Origin of the sequence: Streptomyces sp. NPDC060209 (assembly GCF_042728155.1) — a bacterium.
Lineage (GTDB): Bacteria > Actinomycetota > Actinomycetes > Streptomycetales > Streptomycetaceae > Streptomyces.
Genome location: NZ_JBHWZS010000127.1, coordinates 1 through 22,396 on the forward strand (window position 1 = coordinate 1; position 22,396 = coordinate 22,396).

Annotated in this window: 17 protein-coding genes and 1 pseudogene; 12 read left to right on the forward strand and 6 right to left on the reverse strand. The window is 65.9% G+C overall.

Annotation, left to right across the window (positions count from 1 at the left end; translation table 11 throughout):
• Positions 1 to 3,726 (reverse strand): DNRLRE domain-containing protein (locus ACFWFI_RS23250; RefSeq protein ID WP_387393470.1); only part of this gene is annotated, 3,726 nt, incomplete at its 3' end.
• A gap of 442 nt (positions 3,727 to 4,168) precedes the next feature.
• Between ACFWFI_RS23250 and ACFWFI_RS23255 the strand changes: the two genes are divergently transcribed.
• The 3 genes from ACFWFI_RS23255 to ACFWFI_RS23265 all read left to right on the forward strand — a co-directional run bounded on the left by ACFWFI_RS23255 (position 4,169) and on the right by ACFWFI_RS23265 (position 6,515).
• Positions 4,169 to 4,888, forward strand: coding sequence for an ATP-dependent DNA ligase (locus tag ACFWFI_RS23255; RefSeq protein WP_387393515.1), 720 nt, complete (start codon positions 4,169 to 4,171; stop codon positions 4,886 to 4,888).
• A gap of 98 nt (positions 4,889 to 4,986) precedes the next feature.
• A complete protein-coding gene (locus ACFWFI_RS23260; protein WP_387393473.1) occupies positions 4,987 to 5,793 on the forward strand; it encodes a hypothetical protein in 807 nt (268 codons plus the stop codon).
• Between the two features lie 185 nt (positions 5,794 to 5,978).
• Positions 5,979 to 6,515 carry a hypothetical protein gene (locus tag ACFWFI_RS23265; RefSeq protein WP_387393476.1) on the forward strand — a complete coding sequence of 179 codons (537 nt, stop codon included), beginning with the start codon at positions 5,979 to 5,981 and terminating at the stop codon, positions 6,513 to 6,515.
• 382 nt (positions 6,516 to 6,897) lie between these two features.
• Here the strand turns inward: ACFWFI_RS23265 and ACFWFI_RS23270 are convergent, their stop codons facing one another.
• Positions 6,898 to 7,383 carry a DUF1877 family protein gene (locus ACFWFI_RS23270; RefSeq protein WP_387393479.1) on the reverse strand — a complete coding sequence of 162 codons (486 nt, stop codon included), beginning with the start codon at positions 7,381 to 7,383 and terminating at the stop codon, positions 6,898 to 6,900.
• A 274-nt stretch (positions 7,384 to 7,657) separates the two neighbouring features.
• Entirely contained in the window at positions 7,658 to 8,461 is an 804-nt protein-coding gene (locus ACFWFI_RS23275; RefSeq protein ID WP_387393482.1) for a chromosomal replication initiator protein DnaA, read from the reverse strand.
• 335 nt (positions 8,462 to 8,796) lie between these two features.
• Between ACFWFI_RS23275 and ACFWFI_RS23280 the strand changes: the two genes are divergently transcribed.
• Positions 8,797 to 9,369, forward strand: a complete 573-nt coding sequence (locus ACFWFI_RS23280; RefSeq protein WP_387393485.1) for a transposase — start codon at positions 8,797 to 8,799, stop codon at positions 9,367 to 9,369.
• A 333-nt stretch (positions 9,370 to 9,702) separates the two neighbouring features.
• Here the strand turns inward: ACFWFI_RS23280 and ACFWFI_RS23285 are convergent, their stop codons facing one another.
• Positions 9,703 to 10,206 (reverse strand): lamin tail domain-containing protein, encoded by a 504-nt coding sequence (locus ACFWFI_RS23285; RefSeq protein ID WP_387393488.1) that lies wholly within the window; start codon positions 10,204 to 10,206, stop codon positions 9,703 to 9,705.
• Between the two features lie 373 nt (positions 10,207 to 10,579).
• Positions 10,580 to 11,494, reverse strand: a complete 915-nt coding sequence (locus ACFWFI_RS23290) for a YceI family protein (protein WP_387393491.1) — start codon at positions 11,492 to 11,494, stop codon at positions 10,580 to 10,582.
• Between the two features lie 414 nt (positions 11,495 to 11,908).
• On the opposite strand from ACFWFI_RS23290, the pseudogene ACFWFI_RS23295 reads away from it, so the two are divergent.
• The 8 genes and pseudogenes from ACFWFI_RS23295 to ACFWFI_RS23330 all read left to right on the forward strand — a co-directional run.
• Positions 11,909 to 12,070, forward strand: a pseudogene (locus tag ACFWFI_RS23295) (transposase); the annotation flags it as partial.
• Between the two features lie 694 nt (positions 12,071 to 12,764).
• On the forward strand, positions 12,765 to 14,147 hold the full coding sequence (locus tag ACFWFI_RS23300) for a type IV secretory system conjugative DNA transfer family protein (protein ID WP_387393494.1): 1,383 nt from the start codon (positions 12,765 to 12,767) through the stop codon (positions 14,145 to 14,147).
• Between the two features lie 94 nt (positions 14,148 to 14,241).
• Positions 14,242 to 14,658: a hypothetical protein gene (locus ACFWFI_RS23305; protein WP_387393497.1), complete on the forward strand. Its 417-nt coding sequence runs from the start codon at positions 14,242 to 14,244 to the stop codon at positions 14,656 to 14,658.
• A 607-nt stretch (positions 14,659 to 15,265) separates the two neighbouring features.
• On the forward strand, positions 15,266 to 15,772 hold the full coding sequence (locus ACFWFI_RS23310; RefSeq protein ID WP_387393500.1) for an SseB family protein: 507 nt from the start codon (positions 15,266 to 15,268) through the stop codon (positions 15,770 to 15,772).
• Positions 15,769 to 16,416: a hypothetical protein gene (locus ACFWFI_RS23315; protein WP_387393503.1), complete on the forward strand. Its 648-nt coding sequence runs from the start codon at positions 15,769 to 15,771 to the stop codon at positions 16,414 to 16,416. Before ACFWFI_RS23310 ends, ACFWFI_RS23315 begins: the two co-directional genes overlap by 4 nt.
• Positions 16,416 to 21,059 carry a putative T7SS-secreted protein gene (locus ACFWFI_RS23320; RefSeq protein ID WP_387393506.1) on the forward strand — a complete coding sequence of 1,548 codons (4,644 nt, stop codon included), beginning with the start codon at positions 16,416 to 16,418 and terminating at the stop codon, positions 21,057 to 21,059. The genes ACFWFI_RS23315 and ACFWFI_RS23320 overlap by 1 nt, the downstream gene beginning before the upstream one ends.
• A 16-nt stretch (positions 21,060 to 21,075) precedes the next feature.
• A complete protein-coding gene (locus ACFWFI_RS23325) occupies positions 21,076 to 21,543 on the forward strand; it encodes an Imm50 family immunity protein (protein WP_387393517.1) in 468 nt (155 codons plus the stop codon).
• On the forward strand, positions 21,530 to 21,940 hold the full coding sequence (locus ACFWFI_RS23330) for an Imm50 family immunity protein (RefSeq protein WP_387393509.1): 411 nt from the start codon (positions 21,530 to 21,532) through the stop codon (positions 21,938 to 21,940). The genes ACFWFI_RS23325 and ACFWFI_RS23330 overlap by 14 nt, the downstream gene beginning before the upstream one ends.
• Before the next feature lie 72 nt (positions 21,941 to 22,012).
• Here ACFWFI_RS23330 and ACFWFI_RS23335 read toward each other — a convergent pair whose 3' ends face one another.
• The gene (locus tag ACFWFI_RS23335) at positions 22,013 to 22,354 is read right to left on the reverse strand and encodes a hypothetical protein (RefSeq protein WP_387393512.1); all 342 of its coding nucleotides are present in this window, start codon (positions 22,352 to 22,354) and stop codon (positions 22,013 to 22,015) included.
• Positions 22,355 to 22,396 lie beyond the last annotated feature (42 nt).

Genomic DNA, 22,396 nt, shown 5'->3' on the forward strand with positions numbered 1-22,396 from the left:
GTACTTGAGGAACTTGGTCGGCTTGTTGTTGGACTTCCGCTCCTCGTACGTGTACGTCTGCGTGTTGCCGTTGTTGTCCACGATCGACGTCATGTAACCGTCGCAGCCGAACAGGAACCGCGTGCCGTCCGGCCGCATCAGCGTCCAGGCGTCCGGGATCGGGTCCTTGTCCGGCGTACAGTCCAGGCCGGGCTTGGCCGTGAGCTTGTAGTGGACGCCCGCCGGGGCCTTCCAGGAGCCGTCGGGCTGCTTGCGGAAGACGTGGGTGGTGCCGTCGCCGTCCGGGAGGCGGACCTCCGTCGGGTTCGGATTCGGGTGGAAGTCCAGCGGCGCGCCGAGCCGGACCGGACCGGCGAGCTGACCCGACCAGCCGTGACCGAGCACGGTGTCCGAGGTGTCCTGGCTGTTGTACGCGAACCGGGCGAAGGTCCCCAGACCGCGGCCCGGATTCGCGAACGCGTCGTACGACCAGACGGTGTTGCCGGACGACAGGTTGTTCATCACCGAGGACGCGGAGCCGGTGTTGGCGCCGGCGTAGGCGTAGAACTTCTCCATGCCGAGACTGTTGGAGGTCGGGTCCTCGACGGCCACGTTCTGCTGGAGGCCGGGGATACCGGCGGTGCCGGAGGCCCAGGTGCCGGTCGTCTTGTTGTAGACGTCCCAGGTCAGCACGTAGTCGGTGCGCTTGTTGCCGTTGTCCGAGTTGATCGGCGTCTTCACCTGCGCCTGCAGGCTGACGCTGCCACCGGGGACGACGTTCGACGGCAGGGCCGTCTGGACCTGGTTGCCGCCGTTGGTGACGTCGGTGCCGTCCGGGAGGGTCCACCTGTAGCTGAGGACGTGGTCGGCCGTGTTCCACGTCGCCGCGGTGGTGTTGGTGAGGGTGAAGTCGACCGTGTAGTCGGAGTTCGGGGTCATGCGCGCGGGGGTCTTCGGCGCGTAGTACGTCGACTCGGTGGTCGAGTCGACGTAGGTGACCACGATCTTCGGGTGGAGCTTGGCCTCGGCGCCCTCGGAGGACAGGAACAGGGTGCGTTCCTGCGCGACGGCCTCGTTGGCCATCTTGATGGCGACGCCCTTCTGGGACGTCGGGGTGGTCACCCATGACTGGGCGAGTGAGGTGACGTTCCAGTCGTGCCGTGCCGGGTCGTTCGTCTTGGCTCCGGTGTCGGACACGGTCGCGCCGACGTCACCGCCCGGTGCCGTCCAGCTGGTGGCGGCATTCGCCTTCACCCAGGTGGCGGTCTCGTCGAAGTCCCGCGTCAGCGGGCGCAGTTCGTAGATCGCACCGGTGGTGTCCTGGCTGGTCTGGGTGCCCCACAGCCGTACCGTGGCGTCCAGGACGCGTGCGGTGGCGGGGATGCCGAGCTGGGGGAACTTCAGCAGGGCGCGGGTGTCGCCGTAGGTGAGGGAGTTGTTTCCGGCGGAGATCCAGTTCTGTGGTCCGCCGTCGGTGAGGGTGTCGTGTGCCAGGGACGGTTCGGCCGAGGAGAGGGTCGTGTCGGCCGATGCCTCCAGTACCTTCGTGGTGCGGCCGGCCTTGGGGAGGCGTACCAGCTGGGTCTGGGCGCCCAGGACCTGGCGGTCCTTGGTCTTGACGGCGACCATGTAGTAGTACGCGCGGCCGAGCGGATCGGGATCGTCCGCCTTCGTCGGCACCGCGGTGGTGTCGGTGAAGGACGTGGTGCCCGGTGCGATGGGGGACACCAGCGTGGCGGCCGACGGGGTGAAGGTCTGGTTGATCGAGCGGTGGACCTGGTACTCGACCAGGTCGTCATCCGTGCTCGCGGCCGACGGATCGACGTACGTCGACCAGTTGAGCTCGGCGCCGGTGTCGTGGACGGTCGTCGGGGCGGCGAGGTCGACGCCCTGGCGGCCGTAGGTCAGCACCAGCTTCGGGTAGGTCGCGGACTCACCCGCGTACGCGAACTCGCTGCCCTCGTATCGCGGGCCGCCCTTGGGGCCGTTCGCCGACTCGTCACCGGCCTTGATGACGAAACCGTTGTTGGTGTTCGTTCCGTCGATCCACGACTGTACGGTCTTGGTCACGGGGAAGGTGTGCCAGGTGTTGATCTCACCGGGCTTCTTCGTGACCACACCGCCCTTCGTGAAACGGACCGCGTCCGCGAGGACGGTGGTGGAGGCGGACGCCGGGCCGTCACCGAGGACGACCTTGCCCAGGGTTCCCGCCTTGAACGGGTGCGTCCCCAGCGTCTTCCAGACACCGCCCGTGCCGGCCTGCTGGTTGACCGTGTACGCCTTCGAACCACCGTTGTAGGTGACGGTGTACGGGGCGTTGGTGGCACGGTCGGTGGCCGGGACGTAGTGCGTCTCGACCTGGTAGTCGCCGTCCTCCGGCAGGCTGGGCTGCCAGGTGTAGGTGTCCCCGGCGACCGTGTCCTTGTTGTAGAGGTAGTCCAGGTTCGTGGCGTACTGGGTGTACGCGGTGTTCCCCGACGCCGGCCAGGCACCGACGGCGGCGGTACGGCCCGCATCACCGTCATCGACCACGACGGAGGTGCCGGAGAGTTCACCGGTGATGGCGCTGGCACTGTTCCACGTCGCACGGTCCTCGGTCCACGGCTGCGTGGCCCGGTGCGCCTCCAGCTGCACCTCGGTGTCACCCGCGGTGTGCGTCTGGTCGTAGTACAGCTTCAGATCGGCCGAATCCAGCTTCGTGCCGGCCGGGACGGTGCCCAGCGGGAAGCGGATCAGGGCGCGCGAGGAGCCGGTGCTCGTGTTGCCGACCGACAGGCGCCAGTTGTCGTCGTAGTTCGACGCCGGACCGTCGGACGAGATCATCACATCCTGGGCGGTCGTCGGCGTCGGCGCGATCGTGATCGTCGGATCGACGGTGACCGGGTACTGCCGCTCCTTCGCGGCCAGCCACTTGGCATCCGGCGTGACGTGAAGCTTCCAGTCCTTGCCGGACCTGGTGAGCTTCTGCTCGACCGCGGCACTGTAACCGGCACCGTAGGGGGCGGCTGCGTTCCGCTTCGCGTCCGTCATGAACGCGGCCGGGATCACGAGCACCGGGTTGGGTGCGTCGCTGTAGAACATGACCGAGCCGTCCTTGCCCGACTTGGGCGTCAGACCGCCCGCGTCGAGCGTGAACGTGAACGACACCGGACCGGCAGGGCGCTTGGGAAGGACGATGTTCTCCTTCACCTGCCCCGGACCCACCACGTAGGACAGGTCCGCGCCGGCCACCGCGTTCTTGTACGTCACGGTGTTGCCCTCGGCCACAGGGCTGAGCTTGCCCGCGTCCTGAAGGCCCAGCGTCACCGTGTGACCGTCGGCCTCGAACTTCAGCAGCCGGTCCGCGTCCGTGCCGAACCAACTGCGCGCCGCATTCGTCGTGTTCGCCAGGGCGAAGCCCTTGGCATCGGTCTCGGTGACCGTCGGGTCGATGTCCTTGAACGACTTCCCCGACCGGTACCCGGTCGGCGTCGCCGACACCTCGGCCTGCACCCGGCCGTCCGACAACCGCCAGAACCGCTCGTTCGCCGTACGCCGAGCCGTCAGCTCCCCGACGCGCTTCGCCTTCGGAGCCGCCTTGCCCTTCGGCAGCTTCTCCCGGCTCGGGCGCACCGAGGCGTCGCCGACGGGAGGCTTCTCCGGGGCTCGGGTTTCGTCGTCGTCCGAGAACCAGCCGGAGAAGGTATCGACAATACCCTCGCCGTCATCGCCCGAAACTGGTGCCGCGTGAGCGACTTGTGGCACCATACTTCCGGCGATTGTCGCAACCACAAGGCAGGCTATCGCCCGCCCGTATCTGGCTTTCACGCGATCCCTTTCATCGACGCCCACCGCCTTTTCGGCGGAAATGGGCGCGCCGCGGCGCCGGCACGGCTGTTGCCTGCCGGTTCACTCGTGCTTCACCTGCCGAAACGCACGCGTGCATAGGTCAGGCGGTGGAATTTCTAATCACTGACCTGTCACACCGTCAACTGAAGTCGCATATCCGGCATGGTCGATTCGGGGCACTTTTTTGTCCGAGTTCGCTGACGGTGTGTGAGCAATCCAGTGGCGCGGCCCCCGGGTCGTCGACCTTTGATGAGGTTCGGTCCGCTTTGCGCGGGGGGAGCGGAGTGTCGGTCGCGGAACGGGCGCGACTCCTGGAGATCTGTCAGATCCCGGACCCGAAAGATCGTCACAGGAGTCGCGCCTGTGTCCGCGCCTCCCCCGGCCGGCTGGACGACACCGGCTCGGTCCGGTCCGGGCAGATGGACCGAGACGAGACCACCACGGGCAGCTCAGCTTCACCGCCTTGCAGCGCCGTGCGACCGCCGGCCGCACCGCTCGAGCCTTGGCGGCCGAGATGCCCGCCCATTTCATCGCGTTCGACGTTCTGCAGAGCGACGGCCGGGAGCTGTTGGATGAGCCGTTCGCGCGCCGCCGCGAGGTCCTGGAAGCCCTGTTCACCTCGTACCGGCTGGCACCGCCGTGGACGCTCTGCCCCTCGACCACAGACCCGGCGATCGCGGATGAGTGGCTGTACGAGTGGACCGAGGTCCCCGGCGTCGAAGGTGTCGTAATCAAGAGTCTGACGGGCCGCTACCGGCCAGGCGTGCGCGGCTGGTCGAAGGTCCGCCGCAGGAACACCACCGAAGCCCTCATCGGAGGCGTTACCGGCTCTCTGCGCCGCCCCCAGGTCTTGCTGCTGGGCCGCTACGACACCACCGGCCGCCTACGCCTGGGCGGCAAGACAACCTCGCTGAAACCCGGCCCGGTCCGCGATCTCGCCGACCACCTCACTGCCCTTCTGGAGCCGCTCCTCGTCGACCCCGTCCTCGTCGCGGAGATCAGCGCCGACGTGTCACAGGACCACGGCGTGTGGCGCCACCCGCTGCGCTACGAACGGATCCGAACGGGGACGCCGCCGTAGCCGATGTCTCGCCGTGCGGCGGGACGCAGTAGCTGGGTGGCTGTCGTCTTGGGTCCTCGTCCTGCGCATTGTCAGAGCGGTGCGTTTCACTGTTCTGCATGAAGCTCACGCAGACGACTGTCAACGATCTGCTGGCTCAGCTCGGCCCGGCAGACGGCTACATGTACCTGCCCGGCGATCTGGACCCGCAAGCTCTGGCCGACCTGCTCGCCGATAGGTATGGCGCACCGCGCACGCTCGTCCTTGACGGCTTCGCCGATCCGACGATTGATGATTCCAGCGGTGCGTCTCTCCTCGCCCCTTTCGGGGACCGGGCGGTGAAGATACGGGCGTGGGCATACGGGAATCAGTGGGTCGGAACGGGCACGGCGAGAGACGACGAAGGCGTCGGGCGACCGATGCTGGTGGTCGCTCAGAGGCAGGTGCCCGAACTTCTGGCGGTCGCCCCGGACGAGTACGGGAACGTCGACTGGATTGAGCGGCTCATACGGATCACCGGCTGGACGCAGCCCGCCCAGCGGCCAGATGTGCACTGGGCGAAGGTGGAGTCGCGCCTGGGCACCGCGCTCCCGACCGACTACAAGCGCATGGTCCAAACGTTCGGCGAGGGCGCCTTCGACGCGTATCTGAGCCTGAACCAGGAGCCGTGGACATCGCTCAAGGAGGACGGGCTGCTCATCTGGGCAGGCACGGAGCACGAGGACGTGTACTGCTGGCGGGCTGACGGCGACGACCCCGACCGTTGGCCTGTCGTCGTCCGGTCCTTCGACGGCCAGGATGACGTCCGCTTCGAGTACCAGACTGCGCAGTTCGTCTGTCGCATCCTCCTCGACCCGCACCACCCGTTCACGATGGCCCGCTATTTCGACACGCACTGGTTCATGAACTACGAGGAGGGCGACTGACAGAACCCACTGCCCTCGCCATCCGCAGCTCAGGTGGAGGATCCTTCAAAAACAGGGCAGAAGCACGCGTCCATTCTGGAAGGCTCGCCAGTTGACCTGAGGTCTGATGCCGAACTCCCAGACTCAGGTTCCGGTTCCCGACCAGGTGCCGGCGGGTCAGGCGCGGCCCTGTAGGCTCCGCGCCCGTGGACGACATACGGCAGACAACCATCACCTACAAGGGAATCCTGACGCGGGAGGAGTTCGACGAGGCCCTCGCAGCGACCGGGTTGTTCCGATACCTGCGGTGGCTCATCGTCGTGGCCGCGGTCCTTATGATGGCGCTGAGCCTGAAGCCAGTTGGTCACGGCGACCCGCTCAACGCCGGTCTGCTGATGCTCGCCCTTATCTACGGTGCGCTCGGCCTGTTCCTGCCCCCGATGCTCGCCGGCCGTATGTTCCGTGCCGACCAGGCCACGGGGGAGAAGCAGGCCGTCATCGACGCCGCCGGCTGCATCATCTCCCGAGGCTCCGAGGAACTGATGCAGGTGCCGTGGCGCACCATGAACCGCTACCACGAAACGGAGCGGGTCTACGTGGTGACCGGTCGCCTCGGCTGGAAGCCCGGCCTGCTCATCGTGCCCAAGCGGCTACTCACCACGACCAGTGAGACCGAACTGGTGGACGTTCTGCTGAAGGCCGCGGTCCACCGCTCGAAGAGCAAGCAGACACACAGCCGTTAGTCCTCCCCACTGCCACTGGCCGAGCCGGGCATCAAGCCGTGCGAACTGAGGCCCGACACCATGACCGCGGGTGCCTGACCTCTTGCGGGCAAGAATGGGCCGCTTCACGACGCACGGCCTGATGACGGGGGAGCGACGGCACGGAAGGGGCGGGCGACGGGCGTGGTAGACCGCACTTTCGTGAGCACGACGCCGCCGCGTCGGTGTGTCAAGCGGTACAGACCGTAAGGCCCGGCGCGGTCGAATGGCGAATGCGGGATCAACCGGCTCAAGAGGGCACCGCGCTGTCGCAACCCGGTACGACAAACTCGCCGTCTGGTACGAGGCGACCGTGCTGGTCGCGGCCATCAACGAATGGCTGTGATCAGCACGTGGCCACGACTCAAGCCCATACCGCTTTGACTACCGCGTGGCCTGCCGAAGCCGCCTGCCCGTAGAACTCTTGGAGGTCCCTGTGATGTTCGAGGTGCTCATGCTTGGTCCAGCCGAGGGCGCTGAACCTGGCGTCGACGACGTTCCACAGCTCGTCGAAAGAGACAGTCGTAAGGAAACGCGCGGCCTGTGACACCCCAGACGGCTCCAGAAGCATCAGCGGGCGATCGGAAGGATCGGCGTCAGCGCTGTGGGGTACCGGGCGACCGCCGTAGATCGGCAAATTCCAGGGCTCGTCGGCGTCTGTATGGAGGGCATCGGCGGCTGCGTAGAGGTCGTTGACAGCGTCCCAGCCCTTGTTGATCGAGTGGGCGATGCCCGCGGCGTACTCGGCGTCGTCGTTTTCCCAAGCCTCAGACATGAACGCAGCGAGCCAGGTGTGGTCGTCCCGGATCTCGGACTCAGCCACGGCGCGAAAGTGCAGGTAGATGCTCACTATGACGAGTCCTTCAGCTTGGCGGCCCATCTGCCGGGCCGAACGGCAGAACCTACTCGAGGGCAATGACTGCCCCGGGGTGGTCGATAGCGACTCGAGCCATCAGGCCGAACTCTTGATACTCGACCTACTTCAGGAGCCGCCCGGTCGCCTCCTGAAGTGCCCAGATCACAGAAGTTGAGCCAGAATCCGTTCTCGTGGACAGAGCCACTGGTCAGTTACTACCCTGCGATATCGGGTCCCGCGGTGGTTTGAGGGGCCCCGCGAGGGCGGATCAGTGCTGGTCGAAGAGGTAGCCATGCCCTTCCCCGGTTGGACAGGCAAAGATCCGGAAGTCGCCCCACCTGCCGACCGTGATCCCGGTGCTGTGGTCGCTGGCCACGGTGAACAGCAGGCGGCACGGGGCGCTGCAGGTCAGGCACTGGATGTCGTAAGGGTCGGTCAGGTGCCAGGTGGGCCATCCGCCGAACTTGATCCCGGCCACCCGGGTGATGACATCGCTTCCGTCCCCGGTCGCCTCCACGTACTCCTGTACGGACCCGATGAGCTCTTCGTCCCGCAGGGCCGTCCTGTGTGGAAAGTCGACGAGGGGTACGGGGGTGAGCGTGCACCGCACCGGGGTGTATCCGTAGGCCGGGTCCTCCTGCCGTACGGGCAGTGGGGGCGACGCGAGTATTCGCCTCACGTCCGCGCTGTTGCGCCAGCGGATCTCCGCGACCGGGCTGCCGTCGGCGTGCGGAGCCGGCGGATCCCAGTGCACGTTGGGGCACCACAGGAGCTGAAACACATCCTTGTCCTCGGGCCACCAGTCGCCTGGAGCATCCTTTCGGTACACCTGCGCCACCGCCACCATGGCGGTCGCTGGTGTACCGGAACCGGACTTATCGTCCGGGACGTCGCAGTACGGCCAGCCCTCGTCGGCCGGCCAGAGCAAAGGCCCACCCACGGAACTCTGGCGGGCAGTCGGTTCCCCCGGTTCGGGAGCCAGTACCACGGCCGGCAACGCATACGGTGCGAGTCCGGGCACAGCGGCGACGATCTCCTCCGCGGAAGGCCTGGTGTTGTAGGGCAGATCCATGGCCGGAGAGTAGCCGACCCCTCCGACAGAGGCGCCGGGCCGTTCGGCAGCTGCGCCCCAGTTCGCCGGCACACCACACCTGCGGATTCGAAACGACCCCGGGAAGCGGGCGGAGGCCGGCCGCCTCACATGCGGCAGGCGCACGAAGAGTCGAGGAAGGTGCAGTCAACACGCCAGCCGGCCCCGAGCAATGCTGGAGACCTGTGGATCAGTTCCGGCAGGCACGCGGAAGGCGTACCTTCCCGAATGATCCTTTGATGGTCTCCGAGTAGGCCCGCGTTGCAGCGCGGGTCGGGAAGGTACGCCCATGCTCAGCGTAGTGACCGACGGCGGCTGTGCTGGAACCGTTCAAGCTCTACCTCAACACCCGATTCACCGAGTCGCTCGGCCAAGTCAGCGGCAGCCGCCTCTTTCTGGAAATTCGAGAACGCGGCTACCGGGGCAGCCGCCAGGTCGTCCGCAAACACCTCGCCGCCCTCCGCGCCGGCAACGTCGAACCCGTGCGGGCCGACATCCCCAGCCCTCGAAAGATCACCGGCTGGATCATGCGCCCTCGCGAGACCCTCACCGACCAGCAGCAGGAAAGGCTCTTCGAAGTCCGGCTCGCCTGCCCGGACATCACCCGGGCCTGCGATCTCGCGCGAGCGTTCACCGACCTGGTCCGCAACCGACGTGGAACCTTCCTACTCGAATGGATCCGGCAAGCCGAGCAAGACGCCTCGAAACCGATGAGCGGCTTCGCCGGCTTCCTCCGCCAGGACCTGGATGCCGTCACCGCCGGACTCACCCACACGTGGAGCTCCGGCGTAGTCGAAGGCCATGTCAACCGGGTCAAAACCCTCAAACGATCCATGTACGGCCGCGCATCGTTCACGCTTCTGCGTACCCGGATCCTCACCCAGCCATGACATTCGACGTTCCTGACACCCTCGGGGCTCTTTCAGTCGAGTAGGTACCCCCCTGCCCGCCGCGGTGCACGGCGTCCAGGCGGACCTGGCGCTTGGCAACGTGGACTTCGCAGACTACGCTGCGGCTGCTTCCGACTGCCCGCAGACTCCAGCGCGCGACTGACCGTCACCGGCGGGGACGTGAGACGGCACTCGAAGGTGCGGGCGCTCGGTCCGGGGAGCCGGGCTGAACACCGTCGAGTGCCGCTGGTCAACGAGGCTGACTGCTCTCAGACCGGCTGCTGCGGCGGGACTGTTGGCCTAGCAAGGTCAGTGCCGTCAGCTGTACGGGAATTACCCGTGGTAGGTGATGTAGCCGTTGCCGTCGCGGTCGTTGGCCTTCTTGGTGTAGGAGTGGACGTCGGCGCGGGCGCCGGACGGCTTGTACAGGTAGATGGTGTCCTTGTCGTTGTTCCAGATGAAGTTGCAGTTCTGGCGGTAGACGACGTTCTTGGCGTCGGAGTCGGTGCCGCGGTTGCCGCGGAGCTTGATGTAGTCGCCGGGCTGCAGGTTGTGGGTCGCCTTGAAAGTGAACTTGTTGCCGGCGGCGTCCTTGACGACGTAGCCCTTGAGATTGACGGTCGCGGTGCGCGAGTAGTTCTTGATCGTCAGGTACTCGTTCGCGGTGTTGCCGCCGGAGCACTTGTTGGAGTCGCTGCCGGGGGCGTCGTACTGGACACCCTTGATCTTCAGGGCCGAGGAGTACTCGGCTGCCTGGGCCGGGGCGCCGGCCACGAGGCCGAGCGAGATGACCGAAGCGGCAGTTGCCGCGGCGGCCAAGGCATGACGGATACGCATGAGGATCCCCCCTCTTGGTGCGAATGTAGCGTCCTGGAGCATACCGAGGTTTGTGACCATTACGTGAAGAGAGATGGAGAAAGTGTGTGCAGCGATCGTTGTCGTGTTCGGCCTTGCCGGAGAGCCTGCGCGCGCCACCGCCACCACCACCGGCCGACGATGCAACGTCGGCCTACTTGATGACCAGAAGTCGCTCACTCGGGAAGGTACGCATTCGCCTCCGACCCGGGGCCGATCCGCAGGTCATGAGCAATGCTCCCGACGGAGCGGGCCCGGAGTCAGTCGGGGTGACTTCGGGCCCTGTCGGGAGGCAGGCCCTCCCGCCGCGTAGATCAGGCGGGCCCCCGCCGGGGCAGGGCGCCCACACTGGCCGTCACTCCGGAGGCGTGGGGGTGTCGGGGCCCTGGAACATCGTCTGGATGTCCAGCTCCAGCTGAATCGTGGGCCCCACAATGGCGATGCCGCGGGCGAGCATGTTGCGCCAGTTCAACGTGTAGTCCTCGCGGTGCAGCTCGGCGGTGGCACGGGCCGCACAGCGCAGCTCCTCGCCGTAACCGCCGTTGACGGCGCCCAGATACTGCGTGTCCAGGGAGACGGAGCGGCTGACCCCGTGCATCGTCAGCCCTCCTTGGACGGTCCAGTTGTTGCCGCCCCGGTAGGTGAAGCGCCTGCTGACGAAATGGAGGTAGGGGTAGTTCTCCACGTCGAGGAAGTCGGCCGACCGCAGATGGTTGTCCCTGGTCTTGTTGCCCGTGGTGATACTCGAAGCATCTATGCGTATCTCGACCTGGGAGTCCTCGACGGAGGGTGCGATCCGGATACCGCCTTCGAAGGCGGTGAAACGGCCGTGCACATTGGCCATGCCGACGTGTTTGGCGATGAAGCGGATCGCGGTGTGCGGAGGATCGAAGAGCCAGGTGCCGGGTGCCGGGGGCTCAAGCTGCTGAGCAACGTCCAGTTGCACGCGGCCCATCGACAGGGTCTCGCCCACGGCGATATCGAAAGCCCAGCTGGCCGGCTGCATGCCTTCGGCCGTCATGAGCAGGCGGTATTCACCCGGGGGTAGAGCCGCGACGAACATGCCGAACAGGTCGGTGGTGCCCTTCGCTACCGTCCGGGCCGACTTCTGGGACGTGACCGTGATCTCGGCGCCGCCGAGCGGCTGTCCCATGGGGTCGACGACCTCGCAGGTGACGGTTCCGGCCCCAGGCGGCACGGGAAGAGCGAATCTCGCACCCCCACCGGAGGCCGCCTTGGATCGCCTGCCGCGGAGGAGGGAGAGGACCATCACACAAACCTTTCGAGCGCGGAAAACATCAGCATAGAAACCGACCAGAATGACTTGTCCAACGGCCCCGGGATCCTGCCTCGCTCCGGGCGGCATACGCCCGCCCTCTGCTGCGACTCCGGCGTCCGGCAGCCCCCGACTCCGTCACCGCCCGTGTAGCGCGTGGACCCGCCGGCCGCCTGGAGCTGGTGACCAGAATGTCCTCCAGGGCCACCAGCCGGATCGCGGACCTCTCCGAGAGGCCCTGACCGCGCGGTCGGCAGCCCATCGGACCAGAAGAAGGCGTCCAGCCGGCCGTCCGCCTGCCGCGCGGACATCGTGCCGATCCCGGCCTGGGCGGGATCGACACGACACGCTCGATCACGTCCGCGTCCAGCTGCAGGCACAGGGGCGGACGACACCGAACTCGTCAGAAAGGGCATCAGCTCAGCCGGGTGCAACGGCAGTACTCCGGCACCGCCGGCCGGCGAACTCCCAGATCGGCGTCTTCGCCGCCTACGCCACCACCCGCGGTCCCGCTCTGGTCGACCGCGGGCTCTACCTGCCCAAGTGTGGACCGACGACCCCGAACGCTGCCCGGCCCCCGAATAACCCAAGAACGAGCTGTCCCGCACCTTGATCCTGCGGGCTCTTGCCTCTCCGTTGCCCGTCTTACCTTCTTGGTGGGTTCGAACCGGTCATTTGTACGATCGGTGGAGCCCAGGGGCTCTGGGTATAGCTTTTGTTGCGCGAGGTCGGCATCGTCCGGCACGCCCGAACGGCGGTGGAATGCCGGACCAGGCCCCCGTTCCGATACCGGCAGGTCGCTCGACGGTGCGGGCGGTTCACACCTCGGTGGACGAGGAGACCTCGGTGGGCCTGGTCTAGCTTCTTCCTTCCTCCTTCCAGCCGCTGAGGAAGGACTAGCCCCCGCACCGCCCGGACCGACGGAGTTCGACGAGGAACCGGGGCACGTCGTCACAGGACGTGGACCTCAGCGGCCCCGAAGACGAGTACGCGAACTCCACGGAGGCCGCGCGGGACATCGTGATGAGTCCATCGGGCAGCCTGGTCCTGGTCGCGGCCATCGAGAGCGCGCAGTGATCGACGATCTCCTGCTCGAAGTACGCGAAGTGCTCGACGTCCTCGACATCCAGCGGCGTCCGCCAGGCCTGCGAGGAGGGCTCGACAAAGCGACGGACTCATCGCGTCTTCGAGCGGACCGTGTCCGCTCTGGCCTCGCAGGTCATCGGCACTCCTCTGAACAGAACGAACCCAAGACAGTGGGGGCATGATGGCGGCGGAGAAGACCGGCTCGTCCATGGCCGGGTTGGACGACAACACGCTGCTCGCCGCTTACGGGATCGGCGCGGCTGCCGCTGTCGGCGGCGCGGTGCTGCTGGCCGCGCCTGCCGCGGCTGTGCTGTCGGGGCGCGGGTGGGCCGTCCGCACCGACAGCATCCCTGCCACCGTGCTCAAGTCCCTGGCGAAGGGCCCCGAATCGGCCTTCACCCCTGCCCCTCCCAGCTGGCTGTTCTACGGGCTGACGGCCGTATTCGTCCTGGCCGTGCTCGTCCGTGTCTGGGTCATCGCCCCGGCCGGCATCCCCGGCCGGCCCACCCAGAAGTGGTCCCCCGTCGACTACTGCACCGACGCGAAGGCTGCCGACCGGATGGCGTCGTGGATGGCCGAGGCCTCCTCCTCCGGTGACAGCAAGCGCGCCGCGCCGTGGGTCGACCAGGCCAAAAGCGTCCTCAAGGGCGTCCTGCTCGCCGCGAACCTGTCCAGCGGGGGAGTGCCGGCGATGCGCAGGTGGCTCGGCCTGGGCAAAGACGCCGTCGACCACGTCCGAGCCGTCCTGATGCAGCACGGCTACAACGAGGTCGCCGAGGACTACGCCTCCCCCTGGCTACGGCTCCACGAAGACGGCATCGGCTCGATCCAGTTCACCCTCAACGTGCTCGCCCGGGTCTACGCCGACGAGGAAGTCCGTGAGACCTGCTCTGGCACCGACTTCACCGTCGAAGAACTCCTGGAGAGCAACGGAACCGTCTGCCTGATCGCCTCCGAGGCCGACGCCGAGCGCTTCGCCCCGCTGCTGACCTCCGTCATCGCCTCGATCATTCATGGCGCCGAGGTCCGCTACAACAGCACAGGCAAACCCCTCGACCCCTCACTCGGCCTGATGGTCGACGAGGCCGGGAACATGCTGCGCTACCCGAGGCTGCCGAACATCCTCACCACCGGCCGCGGCATGGGCATCGACGTCCTGACGGTGTGGCACGACCTCTCCCAGCTACGGGACCGGCTGGGCACCCAGAAGTCCAACACGGTGCTCTCCGCGAGCGGCCTGCGGATGCTGCTGCCCGGCTGCGGAGACCTGGAGACGCTTCGCTACTTCTCGGGCCTGTACGGGCGGACCGAGGTGATGAAGACCTCCCACGGCCGCTCGCGCGGCGAGTACTCCACGAACACCTCGGCGACCGAGACGGACCTCGCCCCGGTTCACTCCCTGCAGCAGCTGCCGGACTTCACCGCGATCGCGCAGTACTCCAACCAACCGCCCATCAAGGTCAGGATGCGGCTCACCTTCCGCGACAAGGACCTCAAGAAGCTGCTGGCCGCCCCCGGCCCCGATTCGGGCGGGTACGAGAAGACGGTCACGCATGTCTGATCCGGTGTCTGATCCGTACGGCAACCCGGCCTCCCTGTGGCCCACCCATTCCCCGGAGGATCAGCCCGAGCCGTAGCGGTGGGTGTGGTCCGCCATGTATCCGGCGGAGCGGCAGGAGCGCCTTCGTGAGCTCGCGGAATGGGTCGACTGGCTGCGGACCACGTTCGAACTGCACAACCGCATCCCTCCGTGCTGGTACCGCCACTTGCCCGTCGCGGAGCACCTGACGGCTCTGTATGTCGGCTGGATCCGTACGTACGCAGGCGAGCAGGTGCCGGGGCGTGAGCTCGCAGAGGTCGACTGGATCAACGCCTTGTACGGGCTGACTCCCCGCCTTCAGCTGGCCGCCTGCGCCACTGGGACTCACGAGGCGCCGCCGCCCTTGCCTCAGGAACGTAGGGGAGCGGCAGACGAATTCGAGGCATTCCTCCAGACATCCCGGTCCACCACCGACCCGGCCCGGCACCCGGCTGAAGCCGAGCTCGGCAGGCGGCGGGCGGGAATGCTCTAGCTGGACGTTGATGCAGCCAAGGCGACATGTTCTGAGTCGCTGGGGTGAAATGGTTGCTTTGTCGGATTGGGTGAAAGTCATGCAGAACGACGCTCTCGGATGGCAAACTCGCAGTTCAGTAAGAGTGCTCCCCGCGCCCGCGGGGATGCTCCCTGCATCACCGACGTGACGCCCCGCGTGAGCGGGTGCTCCCCACTGACGCGGGGATGCTCCCACCTGATCAGCCCGCGCTATCGTCGGGCGCTCCCAGCGCCCCGACGGGGGTTGTCGCGTCCGACCGCTTCTCGCAGTACACGTTCGTCACCACGGAAGCCGTCCGGCGGCCTTCGCCCGGACACCACCGCGCAGAGCTCGCGGCCCGACTGCATCGGCCGTACGCCATCGTGCACGGTTACGCCTGTCTTAGATGCGGGACCCCGGATATTTACCAGCCTGGCGGCCCAGGAGGAAGCCTCCGATGACTCACTCTGCCCAGGATCGCGGCGAGGCTGCGTGCTATTTGAGGGCGTCCGTATGGCCGGTTGCTGTGTAGGTGCGGCCACGGCGTGACCGGCTGGCCACTTTTGCTCGTTGCTCCTGGGAAGATTGTCGTGACAGCATTCGACACGTGTTCGATAACGGGGATGACATAGCAGAGCCGCCGGCGCGCCGTTCGAAGCTAGCCGAACTGGCGGACTGGCCTGCAGACGAGACGCAGTCGCCTGAGGCACCGGAACCTGGCTCTACGACGCCGGTTGACGCTGCGGCGGTCCGCGTGCGGGCGGCTCGGCGTGAGTTTGCTGTGTTGCTGGGTGAGTTTCGGCGTACGGCGGTGCTGGCGCCGCTGGATGGCAACGGGGACCTGTGGTCGGCGGAGCAGAACGGTGTGCGCTGGATATGCGCCTTCTCGGACGAGGAGGCGTTGGCCCGGTTTGCGTCGGCTCGTGGGGAGGCCGGGCGGGAGTGGGCGTATCAGGCCGTTCTGGGTGCGCGGTTGTTGGATGTGATGGTGCCGTTGCTGCCGGGTCCTGCGGGGGTGGCGCTGGACGCGGGCAGTACGGACGGCATGCTGTTCCCGCCGGTGGTGGGCATCGTGCCGGATGCGGTGGCGGTTGATCTCGGGGGGATGCAGTGAGCGGGGAGAACGCGGATCTTCGGGTTCCGCCGGAGGCGTTGGCCCAGATCGCGCAGGGGATCAATCTGGCGCATGCGGAGTTGAAGGAGCTCGGGTTCATCGGTGAGGCGTCGGTGGGGCGGGGGTTCTCGGATCTTGTGTTGTCGGGGCTGGAGCTGGGGCATGGCGGGCTGACGTCGGAGTTCGAGACGTTCTGCAACCGGTGGGAGTGGGGTGTGCGGGCCCTGACGCAGAAGGGGAACGGCTTCGCCCTCGGTGTCGGTCTGTCGGCGGGCTCGTATGCGGAGCAGGAGCAGTACGTCAAGGACTCGATCAAGATCGGTGTGAACTCCCTGAACGGGAATCCTCATGCGTCCGAGGACGAGGTCAAGGGCATGAGCTGGGACACGATCAGCACCCAGTCCGCCTACGACAACCCGGACTACAGCCGCGAGTCATGGGACGCGGCCCACGCCGAGGTGAAGCAGACCTGGAAGGACACCGCCTACGACGTGGAGGACGCCGCGCTCGACTCGATGGAGCGCAACGGGCTGATGGACCCGGAGGTGCGGGACGCTGCGGATGAGCGGCTGCGGGAGCGGCTGGATCCATCGCAGGAGACGATCGATCAGGCTGAGCAGCCGCGGTGGGGGGAGAGTCGCTGATGGTGGACTGGGGGAAGTGGGGCGACGCCCTGTACGACGGTGCCGGCGACGTGGTCGACAAGGGCAAGGAGATCGTCGGCAAGGGCGTCGACAAGGGCACAGATGTGCTCGGCTCGGGTCTGGAGAAGGTCGGTGCCGATGAGTGGGCGGACAAGGTCGAGGACTGGGGCGATGAGACCGCCTCGTCGCTGGGCGCCGACGTCAGGGAGCAGCAGCTCGGTCAGAGTGAGGAGGCCGACGAGCTGATCCACGGGCGGCCGGAGAAGATCGGTGCGGCGGTGAAGAACCTCCGCGACTTCCAAAAGGCGTTCGATTTTGTCGGTGGCGGGATGAAGAAGCTGGATTCCGGTCACTGGAAGGGTGAGGCCGCCGACGCGTTCCGGGCCAAGTTCCAGACGCTGCCGACCGACTGGTTGCGGGCGGCGGACGCGTTCGAGGACGCGGCCAAGGCCTTGGAGACTTTCGCCGGGGTGGTCACCAGCGCGCAGGGCAAGGCCGGTGAGGCCATCGCTCTCTACAAGGAGGGCAAGCAGGACTACGAAACTGCGGCAGCTGCGTTCAAGGAGAAGGCCGAGGCGTACAACGCGGTCCGCAACACCGACCACCCCCTCCCGCACCCGGGGAAGTTCTCCGATCCGGGCGCGGCGAAGCGCCGGCACGCTCAGGAGATCCTGCAGCGCGCCCGCCGCGCACGTGACGACGCTGCCCAGACGGCCAAGGGCGCGATCACCGCTGCGATGGCGCACGCTCCGAAGGAGCCCACCGGCCTGGATCGGGCGAAGCAGGAGCTCATCGACTACGGGGTCGGCCAGGGCATGGAGCTGGCGCATTTCGGCGGTGGCGTCATCAAGGGCACCGCGGGGCTGGTGAACTTCGTCCGGTCGGTCAACCCGCAGGACCCGTACAACCTGACCCACCCGGCCGAGTACTACAAGGGCGTCAACATGACGCTCGCAGGCCTCACCTCCACCGTCGCCAACCCCGACCGCGCGCTCAAGAACGCCTGGGACGCCGCCAAGGGCGACCCCTCCGAATTCCTCGGCCGGCTCGTCCCTGAACTGTTCGGCACTAAGGGCGGCGGCCTGATCAAGGGCGGCCTACGGGCCGGGATGAAAGACCTGGTTAAGAACCCCAAGGGCAAGAACCGGCAAGGCCACGACAAGGCCCCCGACTCCAATGCCAACCAGTGCAGCAAGGTCAAATGCGCCAATGACCCGATCGACGTCGCCACCGGGCGCATGCTGCTCCCACAGACGGACATCGTGCTGCCGGGCTCGTTGCCCCTGGTCTTCGAGCGTGTCTTCGACTCCTCGCACCGGGCCGGCCGCTGGTTCGGCACCGGTTGGTCGAGCACCGTCGACCAACGCCTGGAGATCGACGCCGAAGGCGTGGTCTTCAGCTGCAACGAGGGAAGCCTGCTCGCCTACCCGCACCCAGCACCCGGCGCCCCCGTCATGCCCACGCACGGGCGGCGCTGGCCCCTGGACCGGGTGGCAGACGGCTACACCATCACCGACCCGGAAACCGGCCAGGTCCGGCACTTCGTCGACCAGCCCACCGGAGGCCTGGCGCTCCTGGCCCAGATCGACGACCGCAACGGCCGCTGGATCGCCTTCGAGCACGACGAGGCAGGTGCTCCGACCTCGATCGTGCACCACGGCGGCTATCACCTGAAGCTCACCACGCACGACAGCAGAGTCACCGCCCTCCACTTGGCGGGCGCCGGAGCGGACGGCACCGATCAGGAGATCCTCCGCTACGGCTACACCGACGGTCACCTCACCGAGGTCACCAACTCCTCGGGGAAGCCCCTGCGCTTCGACTGCGACGAGCTGGGTCGTATCACCGCGTGGACGGACACCAACGGCAGCCGGTACGAGTACGTCTACGACGAACACGACCGCTGCATCTACCAGGCCGGCACCCATGGCCACCTCGAGGCCCACTTCACCTGGGACGACACCGACCCCGACACCGGCCTGCGCATGACGTCCATGACGGACGGCCTTGGCCACACCACCCGGTACGTGATCAATGACCGCTCCCAGGTCGTCGCCGAGATCGACCCCATGGGCGCAGTTACCCGCTACGAGTACGACAGGTATCACCACCTGCTATCGACCACTGACCCCCTGGGGCACACCAGCCGGTCCGTGTACGACGACCGAGGCAGGCTTACTGTCGTGGTGCGACCCGACGGACGCGAGGCATCGGCTGACTACAACAGTCTGAATCTGCCCGTAAGCATCAAGAGCTCGGACGGCACTACTACTCGGCAGACCTACGACGAACGCGGCAACCGGACCTCTGTCACCGATGCTTCGGGTGCGAAGACGGAATTCTCCTATGATTCCGCAGGGCATCTCATGCTTGTGGAGAACGCCCTGGGACAGCGCTCCACCCTGCGGTGCAACGCAGCCGGTCTCCCCGCCGAAGCAGTCGATCCGCTGGGAGCCACTACGCGCTATGAACGGGACGGTTTCGGCCGTCTGATCGCTGTAGCCGACCCCGCCGGCGATGTCACCCATTTCGAATGGACCGTCGAAGGCAAACTCTCCCACCGCACCGACAGGGATGGCAGCTCCCAGTCGTGGACGTACGACGGCGAGGGGAACTGCCTTACGCATACGGATGCACAGGGCGGCACATCCCACTTCGAGTACACCCACTTCGATCTCATGACGGCTCGCACCGGTCCAGACGGCGCACGCTACGAATTCGTCCACAACAGCAACTTGCGGCTGACACAAGTCACCAATCCGCTTGGACTGAACTGGACCTATACGTATGATCCGTCCGGTCGGCTAACAGCAGAGACGGATTTCGACAGTCGCACGCTTACTTACACATGCGATGCGTCAGGCCAACTGACACAACGCACCAATGGCCTCGGTCAGACGATCCGCTACGAACACAATGAGGTCGGGCAGCTTATCCGCAAAGATGCGGACGGTGCTGTGACCACGTACGAGTACGACATATTCGACCAAATCGCGAGGGCAGTCGGTCCGGAGATAACGCTCAGCCGCCTGCGGGACCGCCACGGCCGTCTCAAGAGCGAGACTGTGAACGGTCGTGAACTCACGCACGGCCACGACGTGCTCGGCCGTCGCACCTCACGCACCACGCCTTCGGGCGCGCAAACCACTTGGTCCTACGATGCGGCCGGACGCCCCCTGACGCTCACCGCATCAGGCAGGACCCTGGCCTTCACTCATGATGCTCTTGGCCGCGAGGTCAGCCGTCTCGTCGGCGACACGACCCAGTTGACGCACGAGTTCGACCCGGCGGGCCGACTTACCGGTCAGCAGGTGACTGCCCACGGCCAAGTGCTCCGCCACCGCGCGTACACCTACCGTAGCGATGGCAACCTCGTCGGCATAGACGGTGGTATTGGAGATGAACGCCGCTTCGATGTAGACCCGGCAGGTCGGGTCACCGCCGTCCACGCGTCCAATTGGACCGAGTCTTACGCCTATGACCAAGCAGGAAATCAGACCGAGGCGAACTGGTCCTCCGCCCATCCCAGCAAGGAAGCATCGGGTGAGCGTGTTTACTCGGGCACTCGCATCGTCCGAGCCGGGCGCATTCGCTATACGCATGACGCACAAGGCCGCATTATTCAGCGTCAGGCCCCTCGTCTCTCCCGTAAGCCGGACACGTGGCGCTATTCCTGGGACGCCGAGGACCGACTCACTTCGGTAATTACACCCGACGGGACGCACTGGCGCTATTCCTATGATCCGCTGGGCCGAAGGATCGCAAAGCAACGCTACGCTGAGGACGGGGAATCCGTAGCCGAGCAGATCTTGTTCACCTGGGACGGGACCACGCTGTGTGAACAGACGACTTCCGCCGGGGCGCCGGGAATCTCAATAGCTTTGACCTGGGATCACGACGGCTTTCGTCCGCTCACTCAAACCGAACGAGTATTCTCGGCGAATGAGTCTCAAGAATCTTTCGACGAGCGGTTCTTCGCCATAGTCACCGACTTGGTCGGCACGCCGACGGAGCTCATCGACGAGTCGGGTTCGCTCGCCTGGCATACTCGCAGCACGCTCTGGGGCACCACGAGCTGGGCCGCTGACAGCGCAGCCTACACACCACTGCGCTTTCCGGGTCAATATTTCGACCCGGAAAGCGGCCTGCATTACAACTTTCATCGTTATTACGACCCCGAGACCTCTCGGTACCTCACAGTCGATCCACTCGGCCTCGCACCTGCTTTCAACCCCGTTTCATACGTAAGGAACCCGCATACGTGGGCCGACCCACTGGGCTTGGGTCCGTGCCCACCGGTATCTCTGACTGAAGCAAAGAGTAAGGCGCTCAAAGATGCCGGCGTACCCGAGGGGGCGGAACCGCTTCAGGTCGACGAATTCGTCAAAGCCACCACCCCGGAGTGGCAAGGCGGAAAGCAGCTGATGGATGAAAATCATCAACCCATCTTCTACACGGAAGAATGGTACGGCACATCGTCTGGGGATATAGTTGTTTTCCAGGATCACCATTTCGGGCACCAGAAGCCCGGGGAACCTGGATACCAAGGACCGCACGTACACGTGAGACCGTTCGAGAATACGCGGAACGGTCAAATACCAGGAACCGAGGAACACTATTACTACGATAAATCACTGGGTTGACCTGGTGAAGAATCCGATGCCTCTCAGCTCTCTCTACTCCACCGTCCCCTCGCTGCAGTCCGTGAGACTGAGGTCGTTTCACCTCAACTGGCGTGGCCCTACGCTGACCATGCGAATCGACCTTCCTCGCTTTCCGGACAGGCCAGCAGCCGAGTGGACCGGAGTCGATCACGACACCCTGCAGATCCATCTGCAATTCCTGGCCGTACATGACCTGTGTACGGACGGATGGATTCCAGGCAACCTGGTCGACATCAGTCTCGCGCCACTTGACGAACGAAGATTGCTGACATCCATCGTTGCAGAGCGAATCAATTTCTCGTTCACCGCCAGCGACACCCTTACCATCGGCCACATCAGTGCCTTTCGCGGCACCAAGGACGGCTCGGACGAAGGCCGTCACGCCTTTCTGAGCCCACTCGACGCACATAGATTCACCTCAGTGCCCAACACCTACGAAAGCACCTTCTATGAGCGCATCTGAATGGGGAAATCTCCTCAGCAATCCGCAGGCGATCTACACGCTGTTCGACGAAGTACCCGATCTGGGCAGTAGTGACCTTTTCCACCTTCTCGCGGATGAACGAGGCGACAGCATCACTCTGGGGTTCGAGACCCACCAAACCCCCGCTCGAATCAAACCCGAATGGGCGGGTCGGGAATTCAACTCCTTCACGTTCTACCTCGTCTTCGACGGCGTTCAGGAATTGTCCATCAGGGGGTGGACGTCTCCAGCGCAGAAGAGCGTCGCAGCCCATCGGGAGGCTGACGGAAACCTGCTTGTCGCTCTCACATCAGAGAGCACCACGGTTTCCTTTCGGGCACGTACAGTCTCCATATCGGGGGCAAAGGTGGGCTTGGTATCCAGGTGCTCTTATTGATCAGAAACTCATGGGGTTCTCGTCCAGGACGGTGGGCGGGGTGGGCACCACATCCGCACAATAAGGGCGCGGCTAGCGTCGCGACCGGGTGGCGATCACGGTGGTGGCCGTGCCCGCCGCCCCGTACAACGTGTACAGCAGGCCCTGGCCCAGGAGCTCGCCGCGCTTCACCTCCTGGGCGTACTTGCGCTGGCGATACGTGGCCGTGCCGGTCGAATCGCCGCCGTGGTAGTTGTAGTCGAGCACGCAGGTATAGCCCTGCCGCATCTGCCCGGGGTGCTCCTCGCCGTCCTCGCCCAGCTGGAGCCACGGGCAGTCCGGGCCGCCGTGGGCCGCCCCGGCCCTCAGCAGGGTGATCACTCCCCACGCTAGCGGGACCACGAAAAATGCGATGACCATTCCGCGCAATCTCATTGCGGCACCCTATTTGATCCGAAAACGGTTTGTGTTCTGGGT

Excerpts from the sequence above, each read along its gene's own strand:
- ACFWFI_RS23260 (WP_387393473.1), top strand. The coding sequence starts at position 4,987 with ATGAAGCTCACGCAGACGACTGTCAACGATCTGCTGGCTCAGCTCGGC.
- ACFWFI_RS23275 (WP_387393482.1), bottom strand. The coding sequence starts at position 8,461 with ATGGATCTGCCCTACAACACCAGGCCTTCCGCGGAGGAGATCGTCGCC.
- ACFWFI_RS23285 (WP_387393488.1), bottom strand. The coding sequence starts at position 10,206 with ATGCGTATCCGTCATGCCTTGGCCGCCGCGGCAACTGCCGCTTCGGTC.
- ACFWFI_RS23290 (WP_387393491.1), bottom strand. The coding sequence starts at position 11,494 with ATGGTCCTCTCCCTCCTCCGCGGCAGGCGATCCAAGGCGGCCTCCGGT.
- ACFWFI_RS23300 (WP_387393494.1), top strand. The coding sequence starts at position 12,765 with ATGATGGCGGCGGAGAAGACCGGCTCGTCCATGGCCGGGTTGGACGAC.
- ACFWFI_RS23305 (WP_387393497.1), top strand. The coding sequence starts at position 14,242 with ATGTATCCGGCGGAGCGGCAGGAGCGCCTTCGTGAGCTCGCGGAATGG.
- ACFWFI_RS23320 (WP_387393506.1), top strand. The coding sequence starts at position 16,416 with ATGGTGGACTGGGGGAAGTGGGGCGACGCCCTGTACGACGGTGCCGGC.
- ACFWFI_RS23325 (WP_387393517.1), top strand. The coding sequence starts at position 21,076 with ATGCCTCTCAGCTCTCTCTACTCCACCGTCCCCTCGCTGCAGTCCGTG.
- ACFWFI_RS23330 (WP_387393509.1), top strand. The coding sequence starts at position 21,530 with ATGAGCGCATCTGAATGGGGAAATCTCCTCAGCAATCCGCAGGCGATC.
- ACFWFI_RS23335 (WP_387393512.1), bottom strand. The coding sequence starts at position 22,354 with ATGAGATTGCGCGGAATGGTCATCGCATTTTTCGTGGTCCCGCTAGCG.